Origin of the sequence: Pseudomonas asplenii (assembly GCF_900105475.1) — a bacterium.
GTDB lineage: Bacteria > Pseudomonadota > Gammaproteobacteria > Pseudomonadales > Pseudomonadaceae > Aquipseudomonas > Aquipseudomonas asplenii.
Genome location: NZ_LT629777.1, coordinates 1,330,615 through 1,346,247, shown reverse-complemented (window position 1 = coordinate 1,346,247; position 15,633 = coordinate 1,330,615). Strand labels below are relative to the sequence as shown.

The window sequence follows — 15,633 nt, the reverse complement described above, 5'->3', positions numbered from 1 at the left end:
TCCGGCCTCAGCTCTGGGAGACGGCTTTGGGCAGGATGTCGTTGGCGACCATCTCACCGAAGGGGCTGACGTAACCGGCGCTTTGCGGCCGTTCCGGGCGCTCGATGTCCAGGTGCGGGAACAGCAGTTCGGCCACCCGGTAGGACTCTTCCAGGTGCGGGTAGCCGGAGAAGATGAAGGTGTCGATGCCCAGGTCAGCGTATTCCTTGACCCGCGCCGCGACAGTCGGACCATCGCCCACCAGCGCGGTGCCGGCACCGCCACGCACCAGGCCGACGCCGGCCCACAGGTTGGGGCTGACTTCCAGCTTGTCGCGGCTGCCGCCGTGCAGTGCGGCCATGCGCTGCTGGCCGACGGAGTCGAAGCGCGCCAGGGATTTCTGCGCGCGGGCGATGGTCTCGTCGTCCAGGTGCGAGATGAGTTTTTCCGCCGCCTTCCAGGCCTCGGCATTGGTTTCGCGAACGATCACGTGCAGGCGGATGCCGAAGCGCACGGTGCGCCCCTGCCTGGCAGCCTTGGCCCGCACCTGTTCGATCTTCTCGGCGACGGCGGCCGGCGGTTCACCCCAGGTCAGGACCATATCGACCTGCTCGGCGGCCAGATCCTGCGCGGCTTCCGACGAGCCGCCGAAGTACAGCGGTGGACGCGGTTGTTGCAGGGGTGGGTAGAGCAGCTTGGCGCCTTTCACGCTGATGTGCTGGCCGTCGTAGTTGACGGTCTCGCCTTCCAGTACCCGCCGCCAGATGCGGGTGAACTCCACCGAGGCCTGGTAACGCTCTTCGTGGTTGAGGAACAGGCCGTCGCCGGCCAGTTCGTCGGGGTCACCGCCGGTCACCAGGTTGAACAGCGCGCGGCCACCGGAGAGTCGGTCTAGGGTCGCAGCCTGGCGCGCCGCCACGGTCGGGGAAATGATTCCCGGGCGCAGGGCCACGAGGAATTTCAAGCGTTGGGTCACCGGAATCAGCGAGGCGGCCACCAGCCAGGAGTCCTCGCAGGAACGCCCGGTGGGGATCAGTACGCCGCCGAAGCCAAGACGGTCGGCGGCCTGGGCCACCTGCTGCAGATAACCGTGGTCGACGGCGCGGGCGCCTTCGGCGGTGCCAAGGTAATGGCCGTCGCCGTGGGTAGGCAGGAACCAGAAAATGTTGAGGCTCATGGAGTTGTCTCCTAAGGAATACGGTTCAAGGTGCGGTGGCAACGGCGGCCGGTGGTGTCCAGATCACGTCCTTGATGCTCAGCGGCTTGGGAATCAGCTTGAGCTGGTAGAAGCTGTCGGCGATTTTCTGTTGTGCGGCGACCACCTCGGGAGTGAGGAACTGCGCGCCGTAACCCTGGCGTTTCACCGAGGTCAGGGTGATGTCGGCGGGCAGGCCGAGCAGCGGGGCGACCTGGGCGGTGACTTCCTCGGGGTTGGCCTTGGACCATTCGCCGACGCCACGGACTTCCTCGACCAGAGCCTTGATCACCTCAGGGTGTTTCTCGGCGTAGGGGCGGGTCGCCAGGTAGAACTGGTTGTTGTCCACCAGGCCCTTGCCGTCACGCAGGGTGCGGGCCTGGAGCTGTTGCTCGGCGGCGGCCTGGTAGGGGTCCCAGATCACCCAGGCGTCGACGCTGCCACGCTCGAAGGCGGCGCGGGCATCGGCGGGCGGCAGGAAGACGGTCTGGATGTCGCTGTACTTGAGGCCGGCGTCTTCGAGGGCGCGGACCAGCAGGTAGTGAACGTTGGAGCCCTTGTTGAGCACGACTTTCTTGCCCTTGAGTTCCTGCACCGATTTGATCGGCGAGTCCTTGGGCACCAGGATCGCCTCGCTGGTCGGCGCTGGTGGTTCGGAGGCAACGTAGAGCAGATCGGCACCGGCGGCCTGGGCAAAGACGGGCGGTGTCTCGCCGGTGACGCCGAAGTCGATCGAGCCGACGTTCAGACCTTCGAGCAACTGCGGGCCGCCGGGGAATTCGGTCCATTGCACCTGTACGCCTTGGGCGGCGAGGCGTTTTTCCAGGCTGCCCTTGGCCTTGAGCAGGACCAGGGTGCCGTATTTCTGGTAACCGATCCGCAGGGATTCGGCCTGGGCTTGAGTGATGGCGCCGAAGGTGACAGCCGCTGCAAACAGAGCGACCAGACCGCGACGCAAAACGATAGTGCGCATGGCGCTCTCCTTTTTGCAGTTAGGGTTTTGGCTGCACCTGCTTGCCCGTTGGCGGGCGAGTAAGGCCAGTACATCGTTAGCGGTTGAAACGGGCTAGATGCTCCAGCGAGCACTCAGCAGACGATCATTCAGCAGGGCCGGGTCCAGTGGCTTGGGCCGGCGCGCCAGGGCGCTATGGAACTGGGCCAGGGCTTCGTCGAGGCGTTGCTCCAGTGCCGGGGCCAGTTGAGCCTGGGCACTGCCTTCGCCGTAGGCGATCTGGCTGTCCTCGGCGAAGATGCCGTGGAGCATTTCCTGGGCCTTGAGTGCGGCGAGTACCGGCTTGAGCGCGTAGTCCACGGCGAGCATGTGGGCGATGCTGCCGCCGGTGGCCATGGGCAGCACCACCTTGTGGCTCAGGGCGCGCTCGGGCAACAGGTCCAGCACGGTCTTCAGCGCGCCGGAAAACGAGGCCTTGTACACCGGCGTGGCGATCACCAGGCCGTCGGCCTGTTCGATGTGTTGCAGCAGGGCGACCACCTGCGGGCTGCCGAAGCGCGCATGGAGCAGGTCTTCGGCATTGAAATCGCGGATCTGGTAGCTCACCACTTCGATGCCTTGCTGGTTGAGCCAGCGTTTGGCGTGGTCCAGCAGCACCCCGGAGCGTGATCGCTGGCTGGGGCTTCCTCCGAGTGTCACGACCAGCATGAAGGTCTTTCCTCAAACGTAGGACAGCGATTCGCGGGTTGCGATCTCGCTTGGGTTGGACAGACCTTACCAGTGATTTTATATATCCATAAATCTCATTTATTCATTTGTTTATTCTTAAAATGAATATATGGGTGGCTTTGTTGCAGGCAAAAAAATAGGCCGTTGAAACGGCCTGAAAACCCCTGCTTTGTGAATCTCTGGAAACTGAAAACTTGCGACCCCTGTGGGAGCGTGGCTTGCCCGCGATCGGCTGCGAAGCAGTCGTAGAATCGCCTCATGCGGTGTTCCTGAAGAAACGGGTTCTCAGGATTTGCGAGTGCTTCGCACTCGATCGCGGGCAAGCCACGCTCCTACAGGGGGCGCGGCAAGCCGGCGAGACGGACATCAGCGGTTGGGCTGCGGTGTCAGGCGCAGGTACGGTTTCACCGCGCGGTAGCCTTTCGGGAAGCGTTTCTTGATTTCCTCTTCGTCCTTGAGTGACGGCACGATCACCACATCATCACCGTCCTGCCAGTTGGCCGGGGTCGCGACCTTGTGGTTGTCGGTCAGTTGCAGCGAGTCGATCACCCGCAGGATCTCGTGGAAGTTGCGACCGGTGCTCGCCGGGTAGGTGATGGTCAACCGGATCTTCTTGTTCGGGTCGATCATGAACAGCGAGCGCACGGTGAGGGTGTCGCTGGCGTTGGGGTGGATCAGGTCGTACAGGTCAGACACTTTGCGGTCGGCGTCAGCCAGGATCGGAAAGTTGACGATCGTGTGCTGGGTTTCGTTGATGTCTTCGATCCACTTGTGGTGCGAATCCACCGGGTCTACGGACAGGGCGATGGCCTTGACGCCGCGTTTGGCGAACTCGTCCTTGAGCTTGGCGGTGAAGCCCAGTTCGGTGGTGCACACCGGAGTGAAGTCCGCCGGGTGGGAAAACAGCACGCCCCAGCTGTCGCCCAGCCACTCGTGGAAACGAATCTTGCCGGCGCTGGAATCCTGTTCGAAATCGGGGGCGATGTCGCCCAGTCTGAGGCTCATGTGCTGCTCCTTGGGTGAAGGTTGATGAGCCCTAATGTGCCTGTAGTACGGATTATTTAAAAAGAATAAATATCGATTTATTTAGACGATATGGAAATATTAAAAAGTTCTTCATTGGACGGGGAGAACGGCCAGGCGCACTCTTGTATCTAGCTTGTGAGAGGGCTAAGGGGATGTAAATCAGTGGAGTACCGAACGTCGTGATGTCGAGGTTTGGCGGGAGGTCGAAGCTGAAGGTAGTGCTGTATGCAAGACGTGAAGCACTCGGCCCGGCATTGCGCCGGGCCGAGTGTGGATCTTGAACTAGACGATTACGCGCTTACAGCAGCGGGATCGAGTAGCTGACGATCAGGCGGTTTTCGTCCTGCGAACGGGTGTTCGGCAGGTCGGTGCGCCACATAGCGTTTTTCCAGGCGAAGCCCAGGTTCTTGAAGGTGCCTTCCGGTACGACGTAAGCAACGCTGATATCGCGTTCCCACTCGCTGGCACCGTCGGCACGTACGTTCGAAACGATGGTGTCGATGTTGCTGCCACGCAGGTAGGTCACGCCGGCGGTCAGGCCAGGTACGCCAACCTTGGCGAAGTCATAGGCGTAGCGAGCCTGCCAGGTACGCTCGCCGGAACGGGCGAACTTCTGGATCTGCACGTCGGTTGGGATGCTGGCCGACGAGCCGTCACCCTGGTTCAGCCAAGGGAAGTCACTGTCGCCCTTGCTGTACTGATAGCCAGCACCGAAGGTGTGGCCTTCAATGGTGTACAGGGCCAGGTAGCTGTACAGGTCGTTGTCGACCTTGCCCTTGACCTTGGTCGCGTTGGTTGTGTGGTCGGAGTAGTAGCCAGTGGTGAAGTAGTTGGCGTCGTGACCGTTGGCACCGTCATCGCGGCTGCGGTAGTAGCGCAGGTCGCTTTTCAGCACGCCAGGACCGATTGCCCAGTTGTGCACCAGACCCAGGAAGTTCTGCGAGTAGAAATCCTTCAACTCGCCGTAGTAGTACGAAGCAGTCAGATCCTTGGTGATCTTGTAGTCCGCACCACCGTAGTAGAACTTGTTGCTGTCACGAGCAGAAGAAGTGGTGCCGTTGGCGCCAGCGATCGACAGGCTCTGATCGTTAGTGGAGTTACGGCCTTTGGCCGAGTTGATCAGACCACCAGTCAGGGTCAGGTCTTTGATCTCGTTCGACTTGATCTCGCCACCGGTGAAGGTTTGTGGCAACAGGCGACCGTCGTTGGTTTTGATGACCGGGTTGTTCGGTTGCAGGGTACCGATCTTCAGTTCGGTCTGGGAAATCTTGACCTTACCGGTCAGGCCCAGGCTAGCGAAGTCTGGAACTGCACCACTCTGGCCGTTGGTTGGGAACACTGTGCCGCCGGTTGCAGCACCGCTGGCGTTACCGCTCTTATCGCGGGTGGAGTCCAGACGGACACCGTACAGACCGATTGCATCAACACCGAACTGGACGGTGCCTTGGGTGTAGCCCGAGATGAAGCGCAGGTCGAAGCCTTGGCCCCATTCTTCGTTCTTGTTCCGGCTGGTAGCGGTGTTGGCGCCATCGCGGTTATCGGTATTGATGTAGAAGTTACGCAGACCCAGTGTGGCCTTGCTGTCTTCGATGAAACCTGCGGCGCCTGCCTGCTGCGCCAGAACCCCTACGGCCACAGCCAGGGCCAAAGTGGACTTCTTCATGGGTGGTGCTCCTCTCATTTCTAATTTTTGTATTTCTAGGCTCGGGATCTACGTCCCTCTGGCGCCACAGATTGCGCGATTAGCGCCAGATCGTGACTGGTAAGTCAATCGTAACAAACCATGTCTACGACTTTGGTCTAACCGCTGTGATTTGGTCCGTGCAGAGTAATGACTTTGTCATAAACCCAAAAAGAATCATTTCATCCTTTTTCAGACGATTCTGGAATATCGTGCGGTATAAAGCACTGTCGCCAAGGGGTTTTATCGACCGCTGGACACATTCCTGAAAAGTATTTTTATGCCTCTTTTTTAGAACCGCCGACCTACGGAATCGTCTCCGAACGTCATGGGCGATCAAAAAGGCGACGCAATCATGGCGAAACGCTGCCACTCCCGTCAATTTATTACAGCATTTGTCACATGAAGATTGCCATGTAGTTGTCACATTCCGACGTTCGGTTCTACGGACGGCCTACGAGGCAAAGTAATAACCCTAGATCATGAAAGGCCGAGTCGCCAATTCGATTGTGTCGCAGGTGAAACATTGGCCCCGGTTTCCGGGGACGGGCAGGTTCCATTTACCCTCATAAGCTAATTCGAATAAGTTATTTATTTTAAGATTCTTAGATCATTTAGTCTCCTCAGCACGCCGAGTCCCGGTCATCCGTTGAGGAGCTTCTCCCATGAAATCGCATTCCCCGCTCCGCCTGTTGGCGGCTCTGTCCCTGGCCGGGGCTAGCCTGTTTGCACAGGCCGCCGACTTCACCGTGGCCTACCAGACCACTGTCGATCCGGCCAAGGTCGCGCAGGCCGACGGCACCTATGAAAAAGTCACCCAGGCCAAGATCGACTGGCGCAAGTTCGAGAATGGCGCGGACGTCATCGCGGCTATCGCCTCGGGTGATGTGCAGATCGGTTACCTCGGCTCCAGCCCGCTGACAGCGGCGATTACCCGCAAGGTGCCGGTGGAAACGTTCCTGGTCGCGACCCAGATCGGCGCAGCCGAAGCCCTGGTTGCCCGTGATGGCTCCGGGATCAACTCGCCCCAGGATCTGGTGGGCAAGAAAGTCGCCGTGCCGTTCGTCTCCACTGGCCACTACAGCCTGCTGGCGGCCCTGAAGCACTGGAACATTGATCCTGCAAAAGTACAGATTCTCAACCTCGCGCCGCCGGCCATCGTCTCCGCCTGGAAACGCGGCGATATCGATGCCACCTACGTCTGGGATCCGGCTCTGGGTGTCGCCAAGGAAAACGGCAAGGTGCTGATCACCTCTGGCGAACTGGCGAAATTCGGTGCGCCGACGTTCGACGCCTGGATCGTGCGCAAGGACTTTGCCGAGAAGCACCCGGAAATCGTCAAGGCATTCGCCAAGGTGACGCTGGATGCCTACGCCCAATACCGTAAAGACCCACAGGCCTGGCTGGCCGAGAAAGGCAACGTCGACAAACTGGTCAAGCTCTCCGGCGCCAAGGCCACTGATATCCCGCTGCTGCTGCAAGGCAACGTCTACCCGCTGGCGGCCGATCAGGTCAGCCTCCTCGGCAAACCGACGGTCCAGGCGATCACCGATACCGCGACGTTCCTGAAGGAGCAGGGCAAGGTCGAAGCGGTCCTGCCGGACTACGCCCCCTACGTCAGCAGCCAATTCATCACCCAGTGATTCAGCGAGCCTGATTGCTCAAGCCCAGGACTGAGGAGCCCATCGCCATGGCCTTGTTACAACTGGAGCGCATCAGCGCACAGTACCCCGGTGCGGCCGAGCCGGTGTTGTCGGATATTTCCCTCAGTCTGGGGCCTCAGCAGTTGCTGGTGGCCCTCGGGCCGTCGGGCAGCGGCAAGACCTCGCTGTTGAATCTGATCGCCGGGTTCGTCGAGCCGAGCGCCGGTCGCATCACCCTGGATGGGGTGCCGGTCAAGGGGCCGAGTGCCGAGCGCGGCGTGGTGTTCCAGGACGATGCCCTGCTGCCTTGGCAGAACGTGCTGGCCAACGTCGGCTTCGGTCTGGAACTGGCGGGTGTGCCGCGTGAGCAGCGCGAAGCCCGTGCCCGGGAAATGCTCGCGCTGGTCGATCTGGCGGATTTCGATCAGCGTCGTGTCTGGCAACTGTCCGGCGGTCAGAAACAACGCGTCGGCCTGGCCCGCGCCTTGGCGGCGGACCCGCGGGTGTTGTTGATGGACGAACCGTTCGGTGCTCTCGATGCCTTCACGCGTGAACAGATGCAGGAGCTGTTGCTGCAAGTCTGGCAGCGCACCGCCAAACCGGTGTTCCTCATCACGCACGATATTGAAGAAGCGGTGTTTCTGGCCACCGACCTGATCCTGTTGGCACCCAACCCCGGAAGAGTGGTGGAGCATCTGCGCCTGGATTTCGGCCAGCGCTACAGCGCCGGCGAATCGGCTCGCTCGATCAAGTCCGATCCCCGTTTTATCGAAACCCGCGAGCATGTATTGGCCCGTGTGTTCTCCCAGCGCAGCGCCGGTCCACGGCAGGAGTTCGTATGAGCAGTTATGAATGGCCGGCGACCACCACGGCCCAGTCGATTGCCCCGGTGGCACGGCGCAGCCTGAGCACGCGCTGGATCAGCGGGCTGACGCTGCTGAGCCTGATTGCACTGTGGTGGGCCGTTACCGCGTTCGGCATGATCGAGCCGCTGTTCCTGCCGCCGCCTTCGGCGGTGCTGGAAAAAGGTTGGCTGCTGGCGACCAAGGGCTATATGGATTCGACCCTGTGGCAGCACCTCGGGGCCAGCCTCGGGCGTATTGGCCTGGCTCTGGGCATTGCAGTGCTGACCGCGATCCCGGTTGGCATCGCCATCGGCCACAACCGGATCGCCCGGGGCATCCTCGATCCGCTGATCGAGTTCTACCGACCGATTCCGCCGCTGGCCTACCTGCCGTTGATCGTGATCTGGTGCGGTATCGGCGAGTTGTCGAAAGTGCTGCTGATCTACCTGGCGATCTTCGCCCCGATCGCCATCGCGACTGCCACCGGCGTGCGCACCGTCGATCCGACCAAGCTGCGTGCGGCGTTGTCGCTGGGGGCGACCCGGGCCCAACTGATCCGCCATGTGATCTTGCCCAGTGCCTTGCCGGACATTCTCACGGGCGTACGTATCGGGTTGGGGGTTGGCTGGTCGACGCTGGTCGCCGCCGAACTGATCGCGGCCACCAGCGGCCTGGGATTCATGGTCCAGTCGGCGGCGCAGTTCCTGGTCACCGATGTGGTGGTGCTGGGGATTCTGGTGATCGCGCTGATCGCCTTTGCCATGGAAATGGGCCTGCGCGCCCTGCAACGCAAGCTGGTGCCGTGGCACGGCCAGGCTCACTGACAGACTTGATCTTGCCGACCGTTCGGCACGTATTTGAAGAGAACCGACCATGAGCCTGACCCTCACTCCCTTGAGCGCTGCCCTGGGTGCCCAGATCGAAGGTGTCACCTTGAGCGAGCCGCTCAGCATCGAGCAGCGTGATGCCATCGAGCAGGCGCTGCTTGAGTACCAGGTGCTGTTCTTTCGCAACCAGCCGCTGAATCCGCAGCAGCAGGCGGCGTTCGCGGCGAATTTCGGCGACCTGCATATCCATCCGATCTACCCGAATGTGCCGGAGCAGCCGCAGGTGCTGGTTCTCGATACGGCGGTCACCGATGTGCGTGACAACGCCATCTGGCACACCGACGTGACCTTCCTGCCAACCCCGGCACTTGGTGCGGTGTTGGCGGCCAAGCAGTTGCCGGCCTTTGGCGGCGACACCTTGTGGGCCAGTGGCATTGCCGCGTTCGAGGCCTTGTCGGCGCCGTTGCAGCGTTTGCTGGACGGGCTGACGGCCACTCACAACTTTATCAAGTCGTTCCCGGTCGAGCGCTTTGGCAGCACGCCTGAAGACCTGGCGCGTTGGGAAGAAACCCGCAGGAACAACCCGCCATTGTCCCACCCGGTGATTCGCACGCATCCGGTAAGTGGGCGCAAGGCGCTGTTCGTCAACGAGGGCTTCACCACCCGGATCAACGAGCTGGAAGAAACCGAGAGCGAAGCGATCCTCAAGCTGCTGTTCGCCCATGCGACCCGGCCGGAGTTCACCATTCGCTGGCGCTGGCAGGAGCACGACGTGGCGTTCTGGGACAACCGTGTGACCCAGCACTATGCGGTCGACGACTACCGGCCGAACCGGCGGGTGATGCACCGCGCGACCATCCTCGGTGACGCGCCGTTCTGACCTTGCAGGAGCCGGCGGTGGTGTTGTGCTTTAGAGCGGGGTGTCGCGCTTGGGCAGGTACGGCGGCAGGTACAGCCCCAGGTACGCGTCGAACACCCGCATGCCTTCCTCGGCCATGCGCGGGGTGATCTGTTCATGCAACTGCATCGACCGCGCATAAACGCGGTCTCCCAACTCCATTGCCAGGGCAAACACATCGACATCCGTCGGCAACGTCGGCAGTTCGAAATGGCGGATGAACAGTTTGTGCATCAGGTTGCCCAGTTCGATATCGTGCTGGCGGTCGGCCTGGGTGACTTCGGTCAGACCGTGCTGGGCGAGGATCAACTGGCGCGCGGCGGCGTCTTCGCTGTAGATCACCAGCATCCGTTGCTCCACCAGCCGTGACAGGTCATGCCAACTGTTGAGGCTGGCATGCTCGATCGGTGCCTGCAGGCAGGCGCGGAAGGCCGCGTGGACATCGGCGGTGAGCGCTTCGAGCAGGGCCGGGACGCTGGCAAAGAAGTGATAGACCGACGACGGCGGGATCTGCGCGCGCTCGGCGACGTTGTAGATCGACAGACTGGTCACGCCCTTGGCGGCCAGCAGGGTACGGGCGGCGTCGAGGATCGAATCGATCCGCGCCTGGCTGCGTGCTCGGGGTTTGCGGGCGGTGACGGGGCGCGGCATGGGACTCTCCTGCAGGGACTGCGAGGATTGTACGCGAGGACTGTGGCGAGCGGGCTTGCCCGCGGTGAGGCGCGAAGCGGCCCTGAAATCGGAGATCACGATGTGTCAGATCGCGCGAGGTGGCTGGTTTCACCACGGCTTTGCAGCCGAGCGCGGCGTCCCGACAAGCCCGCTCGCCACAACGGCATAAAAAAACGCCGCAGGCCCAAGGCCGGCGGCGTTCTTCTTTCTACTACCGTCAGCGCTTACACGGTATGCAGGTACCAGTTGTACTCGAGGTCGGAGATGGAGTGTTCGAACTCCTCCAGCTCGCTCTCCTTGCAGGCGACGAAGATGTCGATGTACTTCGGATCGATGTACTTGGCCATGACTTCGCTGTCGTCCAGCTCGCGCAGGGCATCGCGCAGGTTGTTCGGCAGGCTCTGCTCGTTCTGCTCGTAGCTGTTGCCTTCGACCGGGGCGTTTGGCTCGATCTTGTTGATCAGGCCGTGGTGCACACCCGCCAGGACTGAAGCCATCAGCAGGTAAGGGTTGGCATCGGCACCCGCGACGCGGTGTTCGATACGCACGGCATCGGCCGAACCGGTCGGCACGCGAATCGCAACGGTGCGGTTGTCCAGACCCCAGCAGGGCGAGTTCGGCACGTAGAACTGTGCGCCGAAACGCCGGTAGGAGTTGACGTTCGGGCAGAGGAAGGCCATCTGCGCCGGTAGGGTCTCGAGCACACCGCCGATCGCGTGACGCAGCGCGGCGTTCTGCTCGGGATCCTCGCTGGCAAAGATGTTTTTGCCGTCTTTGTCGAGTATCGAGATATGGACGTGCAGACCATTGCCCGCCTGGCCCGGGTAGGGCTTGGCCATGAAGGTGGTGTCCATCTCATGGTCGTAGGCGATGTTCTTGATCAGGCGCTTGAGCAGCACCGCGTAGTCGCAGGCCTTGATCGGGTCGGCCACGTGATGCAGGTTGACCTCGAACTGGGCCGGGGCGCTTTCCTTGACGATGGCGTCGGCGGGAATCCCTTGCTCCTTGGCACCCTCGAGGATGTCCTGGAGACAGTCGACGTATTCGTCGAGGTCGTCGATCAGGTAGACCTGTGTCGAGTGCGGGCGTTTGCCGGAGATCGGCGAGCGGGGCGGTTGCGGGCGGCCATTCACGTTCTCCTGGTCGATCAGGTAGAACTCGAGTTCGAAGGCGGCGCAGATGGTCAGACCGAGGTCGTCAAACTTGCTTACAACTTGGCGGAGCACTTCACGAGGGTCGGCGAAGAAAGGTGCGCCTTCGAGTTCGTGCATGGTCATCAGCAGTTGCGCGGTGGGGCGCTTTTGCCAGGGCTCGTTGCACAGGGTGTCGGGAATCGGATAACAGATCCGGTCGGCGTCGCCGATGTCCAGGCCCAGGCCGGTGCTTTCCACCGTAGAACCGTTGATGTCGAGGGCAAAAAGTGAGGCCGGCAGGTTGATGCCTTTCTCGTAAACCTTGTGGAGGCTGGTGCGTTCGATGCGCTTGCCTCGCACCACACCATTCATATCCGCAATCAGAAGGTCAACGTACAGAACCTCAGGATGTTCCTTAAGGAACACGTTCGCTTCGTTAAGCTGAACGGCACGCGGGGGTACCGACATGATGCAACACCTTTGTTGTTAAAAATATCAATCATTGATCTTTTCTGGTTTCAGTCAACCCGAACCGCATGCCGAAGTCAAGCGAGGCAATTTGCGCCCTGAAAAAGCGCCCGAGTGGCTTTTTTGGGGCTTTTTGGGGCATTTCTTCCCTGGAAAAAACCAGAGGCACCGCAGGCTTGAGCGGGCGATATCGTATTTTTTAGGGGGGTGTTGTGTAAAAAAATGAACGAGGCTAAGCTCGATTGAAACCCATAACAGCAATAATACCGGGGTGCTGCATGTCTCGCCTGCCGTTGATCGGCCTCACCGCCTGCTCTGATCAGGTGGGTTTGCAGGGTTGTCACACCCGGGGTGATCCGTTTGTTCGCGCAGTCGAAAGCACTGCCCAGAGCGTGCCGCTGATCATCTTCTCGCTGGCGCAACGGTTCGAACCGTCCGTTATTCTGGACAGTACCGACGGCCTTCTTTTCACCGGCGCTCCCTCTCATGCCGAACAGCCTGTACATGGCGGTCCGGCCAGTGCGCCGGGCACTGCGCATGATTGCGAACGCTACCTTATTACCCTGCGGCGGACCCGCACCTGCTGCCGGTGGACCCGGGTGACGTTCTGGCGGGCCTTGTCCCGCCGAAAACGGGCAAAACAACGCGATAGTGATGCGTTAATCAACACCTGACTTCTATTATGTAGCTCAGGAAACCCAGCCCAGAGGCATTTATGAGTAACAACCTCGACCAGCTCACCGATTGGTTGAAAAACCACAAGATCACAGAAGTCGAATGCATGATTGGCGACCTCACCGGGATCACCCGGGGCAAGATCTCGCCGACCAACAAGTTCATCGCCGAAAAGGGCATGCGTCTGCCCGAAAGCGTCCTGTTGCAGACCGTGACCGGCGACTATGTCGAAGACGACATTTATTACGAGTTGCTGGACCCGGCGGACATCGACATGATCTGCCGCCCCGACGGCAACGCCGTGTACCTGGTGCCCTGGGCCATCGAACCCACCGCCCAGGTGATCCACGATACCTACGACAAGCAGGGCAATCCGATCGAGCTGTCGCCGCGCAACGTGCTCAAGAAGGTCCTGAAACTCTATGCCGACCACGGCTGGCAGCCGATCGTGGCGCCGGAGATGGAGTTCTACCTGACCAAGCGCTGCGAAGACCCGGACTTCCCGCTGCAGCCGCCGATCGGCCGTTCCGGTCGCCCGGAAACCGGTCGTCAGTCGTTCTCCATCGAAGCGGCCAACGAATTCGATCCGCTGTTCGAAGATGTCTACGACTGGTGTGAGCTGCAGGAGCTGGACCTCGACACCCTGATCCACGAAGACGGCACGGCGCAGATGGAGATCAACTTCCGTCACGGTGACGCCCTGTCCCTGGCCGACCAGATTCTGGTGTTCAAGCGCACCATGCGTGAGGCGGCGCTCAAGCACAATGTGGCGGCGACCTTCATGGCCAAGCCGATGACCGGCGAGCCGGGCAGCGCCATGCACCTGCACCAGAGCATCATCGACATCCAGACCGGCAAGAACATCTTCTCCAATGAAGACGGGACCAAGAGCGAGCTGTTCCTCAACCACATCGGTGGCCTGCAGAAGCTGATCCCCGAGCTGTTGCCGCTGTTCGCGCCGAACGTCAACTCGTTCCGCCGCTTCCTGCCGGACACCTCGGCGCCGGTGAACGTGGAGTGGGGTGAAGAGAACCGTACCGTGGGCCTGCGCGTGCCGGATGCCGGCCCGCAGAACCGTCGGGTGGAAAACCGCTTGCCGGGTGCCGACGCCAACCCCTACCTGGCGATCGCCGCGAGCCTGCTGTGTGGCTATATCGGCATGCTCGAAGGCATGACGCCGAGCGCACCGGTGGTCGGTCGTGGCTACGAACGGCGCAACCTGCGCCTGCCGCTGACCATCGAGGATGCGCTGGAACGCATGGAAAACAGCAAGACCATCGAGAAATACCTGGGCAAGAAATTCATCACGGGCTACGTCGCGGTCAAGCGGGCCGAGCATGAAAACTTCAAGCGCGTCATTAGTTCGTGGGAGCGGGAATTCCTGCTCTTCGCCGTCTGATGCGTCGGGCGCGGTGCTCGCAGGCCGCGCCTTCACTGGAATCTAGGAGATCCGTATGACCAGCAGCAACCCGCAAACCCGTGAGTGGCAGACCCTCAGCAGTGATCATCACCTGGCCCCCTTCAGTGACTTCAAGCAGTTGAAGGAAAAAGGCCCGCGCATCATCACCAACGCCAAGGGTGTCTACCTGTGGGACAGCGAGGGTAACCAGATCCTCGACGGCATGGCCGGTCTGTGGTGCGTCGCGGTCGGATACGGGCGCGACGAACTGGCCGAGGCCGCCAGCCGGCAGATGCGCGAGCTGCCGTATTACAACCTGTTCTTCCAGACCGCCCACCCGCCGGTGCTGGAACTGGCGAAGGTAATCTCCGAAATTGCGCCCGAGGGCATGAACCATGTGTTCTTCACCGGTTCCGGTTCCGAAGGCAACGACACCATGCTGCGCATGGTCCGCCACTACTGGGCGATCAAGGGCCAGCCGCAGAAGAAAACCATCATCAGCCGCAAGAACGGTTATCACGGCTCTACCGTGGCCGGTGCCAGTCTCGGCGGCATGACCTACATGCATGAGCAGGGCGACCTGCCGATCCCGGGCATCGTTCATATCGCCCAGCCCTACTGGTTTGGCGAAGGCGGCGACATGAGCCCGGAGGAATTCGGTATCTGGGCGGCCAACCAGCTGGAAGAAAAGATCCTCGAACTGGGTGTGGACAACGTCGGTGCGTTCATTGCCGAGCCGATCCAGGGCGCCGGCGGGGTGATCGTGCCGCCGGACAGCTACTGGCCGCGGATCAGGGAAATCCTTGCCAAGTACGACATCCTGTTCGTCGCCGACGAGGTGATCTGCGGTTTCGGGCGTACGGGTGAGTGGTTCGGTAGCGATTTCTACGGCCTCAAGCCGCACATGATGACCATCGCCAAGGGCCTGACTTCCGGCTACATCCCCATGGGTGGCCTGATCGTACGCGACGACGTGGTCGCGGTGCTCAACGAAGGTGGCGACTTCAACCACGGTTTCACCTACTCCGGGCACCCGGTGGCGGCGGCGGTGGCGCTGGAAAACATCCGCATCCTGCGCGACGAGAAAATTATCGAGCGGGTCCATGCCGAAACGGCACCCTATTTGCAAAAGCGTCTACGGGAGCTGAACGATCACCCGCTGGTGGGTGAGGTTCGGGGTGTGGGTCTGCTGGGGGCCATCGAACTGGTCAAGGACAAGGCCACCCGTGCGCGTTACGAGGGTAAGGGCGTCGGCATGATCTGCCGGCAGTTCTGCTTCGACAACGGCCTGATCATGCGTGCCGTCGGCGACACCATGATCATTGCCCCGCCACTGGTGATCAGCAAGGCCGAGATCGACGAGTTGGTGACCAAGGCGCGTCAATGCCTGGATCTGACCCTGAGTGCGGTGCAGGGCTAGGTGCTAGGCTCTGAGCGCAAGCGAGTTGTCAGCGCTTTCGCTCGGAGTGATCAGAAAGGCTGGTCTTTTCTTGAAAGCCGGCCCTGGATCT

At 61.2% G+C, this 15,633-nt stretch carries 14 protein-coding genes; 7 read left to right on the top strand and 7 right to left on the bottom strand.

Going from position 1 to position 15,633, the window contains the following annotated elements:
* Positions 1-7 precede the first annotated feature (7 nt).
* The 5 genes from ssuD to BLU37_RS06070 form a co-directional block, all read right to left on the bottom strand.
* The gene (gene ssuD / locus BLU37_RS06095; RefSeq protein ID WP_090203173.1) at positions 8-1,156 is read right to left on the bottom strand and encodes an FMNH2-dependent alkanesulfonate monooxygenase; all 1,149 of its coding nucleotides are present in this window, start codon (positions 1,154-1,156) and stop codon (positions 8-10) included.
* Between the two features lie 25 nt (positions 1,157-1,181).
* Positions 1,182-2,147, bottom strand: a complete 966-nt coding sequence (locus BLU37_RS06090) for a sulfonate ABC transporter substrate-binding protein (RefSeq protein WP_010453304.1) — start codon at positions 2,145-2,147, stop codon at positions 1,182-1,184.
* A gap of 93 nt (positions 2,148-2,240) precedes the next feature.
* Positions 2,241-2,834, bottom strand: a complete 594-nt coding sequence (ssuE, locus tag BLU37_RS06085; protein WP_010453306.1) for an NADPH-dependent FMN reductase — start codon at positions 2,832-2,834, stop codon at positions 2,241-2,243.
* Positions 2,835-3,221: 387 nt separating this feature from the next.
* The gene (locus BLU37_RS06075; RefSeq protein ID WP_090203166.1) at positions 3,222-3,860 is read right to left on the bottom strand and encodes a peroxiredoxin; all 639 of its coding nucleotides are present in this window, start codon (positions 3,858-3,860) and stop codon (positions 3,222-3,224) included.
* A 319-nt stretch (positions 3,861-4,179) separates the two neighbouring features.
* The gene (locus tag BLU37_RS06070; RefSeq protein WP_090203164.1) at positions 4,180-5,544 is read right to left on the bottom strand and encodes an OprD family porin; all 1,365 of its coding nucleotides are present in this window, start codon (positions 5,542-5,544) and stop codon (positions 4,180-4,182) included.
* Positions 5,545-6,227: 683 nt separating this feature from the next.
* Between BLU37_RS06070 and tauA the strand changes: the two genes are divergently transcribed.
* The 4 genes from tauA to tauD are packed head-to-tail and all read left to right on the top strand — an operon-like array spanning position 6,228 to position 9,757.
* Positions 6,228-7,205, top strand: a complete 978-nt coding sequence (gene tauA, locus BLU37_RS06065; RefSeq protein ID WP_010453314.1) for a taurine ABC transporter substrate-binding protein — start codon at positions 6,228-6,230, stop codon at positions 7,203-7,205.
* Positions 7,206-7,252: 47 nt separating this feature from the next.
* Entirely contained in the window at positions 7,253-8,047 is a 795-nt protein-coding gene (tauB, locus tag BLU37_RS06060; protein WP_029531097.1) for a taurine ABC transporter ATP-binding subunit, read from the top strand.
* Entirely contained in the window at positions 8,044-8,874 is an 831-nt protein-coding gene (gene tauC / locus BLU37_RS06055) for a taurine ABC transporter permease TauC (RefSeq protein WP_090203162.1), read from the top strand. The genes tauB and tauC overlap by 4 nt, the downstream gene beginning before the upstream one ends.
* Before the next feature lie 49 nt (positions 8,875-8,923).
* Positions 8,924-9,757: a taurine dioxygenase gene (tauD, locus tag BLU37_RS06050; RefSeq protein ID WP_090203160.1), complete on the top strand. Its 834-nt coding sequence runs from the start codon at positions 8,924-8,926 to the stop codon at positions 9,755-9,757.
* Positions 9,758-9,787: 30 nt separating this feature from the next.
* Here tauD and BLU37_RS06045 read toward each other — a convergent pair whose 3' ends face one another.
* Together BLU37_RS06045 and BLU37_RS06040 are read right to left on the bottom strand one after the other, a co-directional pair.
* Complete coding sequence (locus BLU37_RS06045; RefSeq protein ID WP_090203158.1) at positions 9,788-10,426, bottom strand: TetR/AcrR family transcriptional regulator; 639 nt, start codon at positions 10,424-10,426, stop codon at positions 9,788-9,790.
* Positions 10,427-10,671: 245 nt separating this feature from the next.
* Entirely contained in the window at positions 10,672-12,048 is a 1,377-nt protein-coding gene (locus BLU37_RS06040) for a glutamine synthetase family protein (protein ID WP_010453319.1), read from the bottom strand.
* Positions 12,049-12,326: 278 nt separating this feature from the next.
* Between BLU37_RS06040 and BLU37_RS06035 the strand changes: the two genes are divergently transcribed.
* The 3 genes from BLU37_RS06035 to BLU37_RS06025 are packed head-to-tail and all read left to right on the top strand — an operon-like array spanning position 12,327 to position 15,542.
* The gene (locus BLU37_RS06035; protein WP_090203155.1) at positions 12,327-12,722 is read left to right on the top strand and encodes a gamma-glutamyl-gamma-aminobutyrate hydrolase family protein; all 396 of its coding nucleotides are present in this window, start codon (positions 12,327-12,329) and stop codon (positions 12,720-12,722) included.
* A 41-nt stretch (positions 12,723-12,763) separates the two neighbouring features.
* Entirely contained in the window at positions 12,764-14,122 is a 1,359-nt protein-coding gene (locus BLU37_RS06030; protein ID WP_010453321.1) for a glutamine synthetase family protein, read from the top strand.
* Positions 14,123-14,177: 55 nt separating this feature from the next.
* Positions 14,178-15,542 carry an aspartate aminotransferase family protein gene (locus tag BLU37_RS06025; protein WP_090203152.1) on the top strand — a complete coding sequence of 455 codons (1,365 nt, stop codon included), beginning with the start codon at positions 14,178-14,180 and terminating at the stop codon, positions 15,540-15,542.
* The last annotated feature ends 91 nt before the right edge of the window (positions 15,543-15,633 follow it).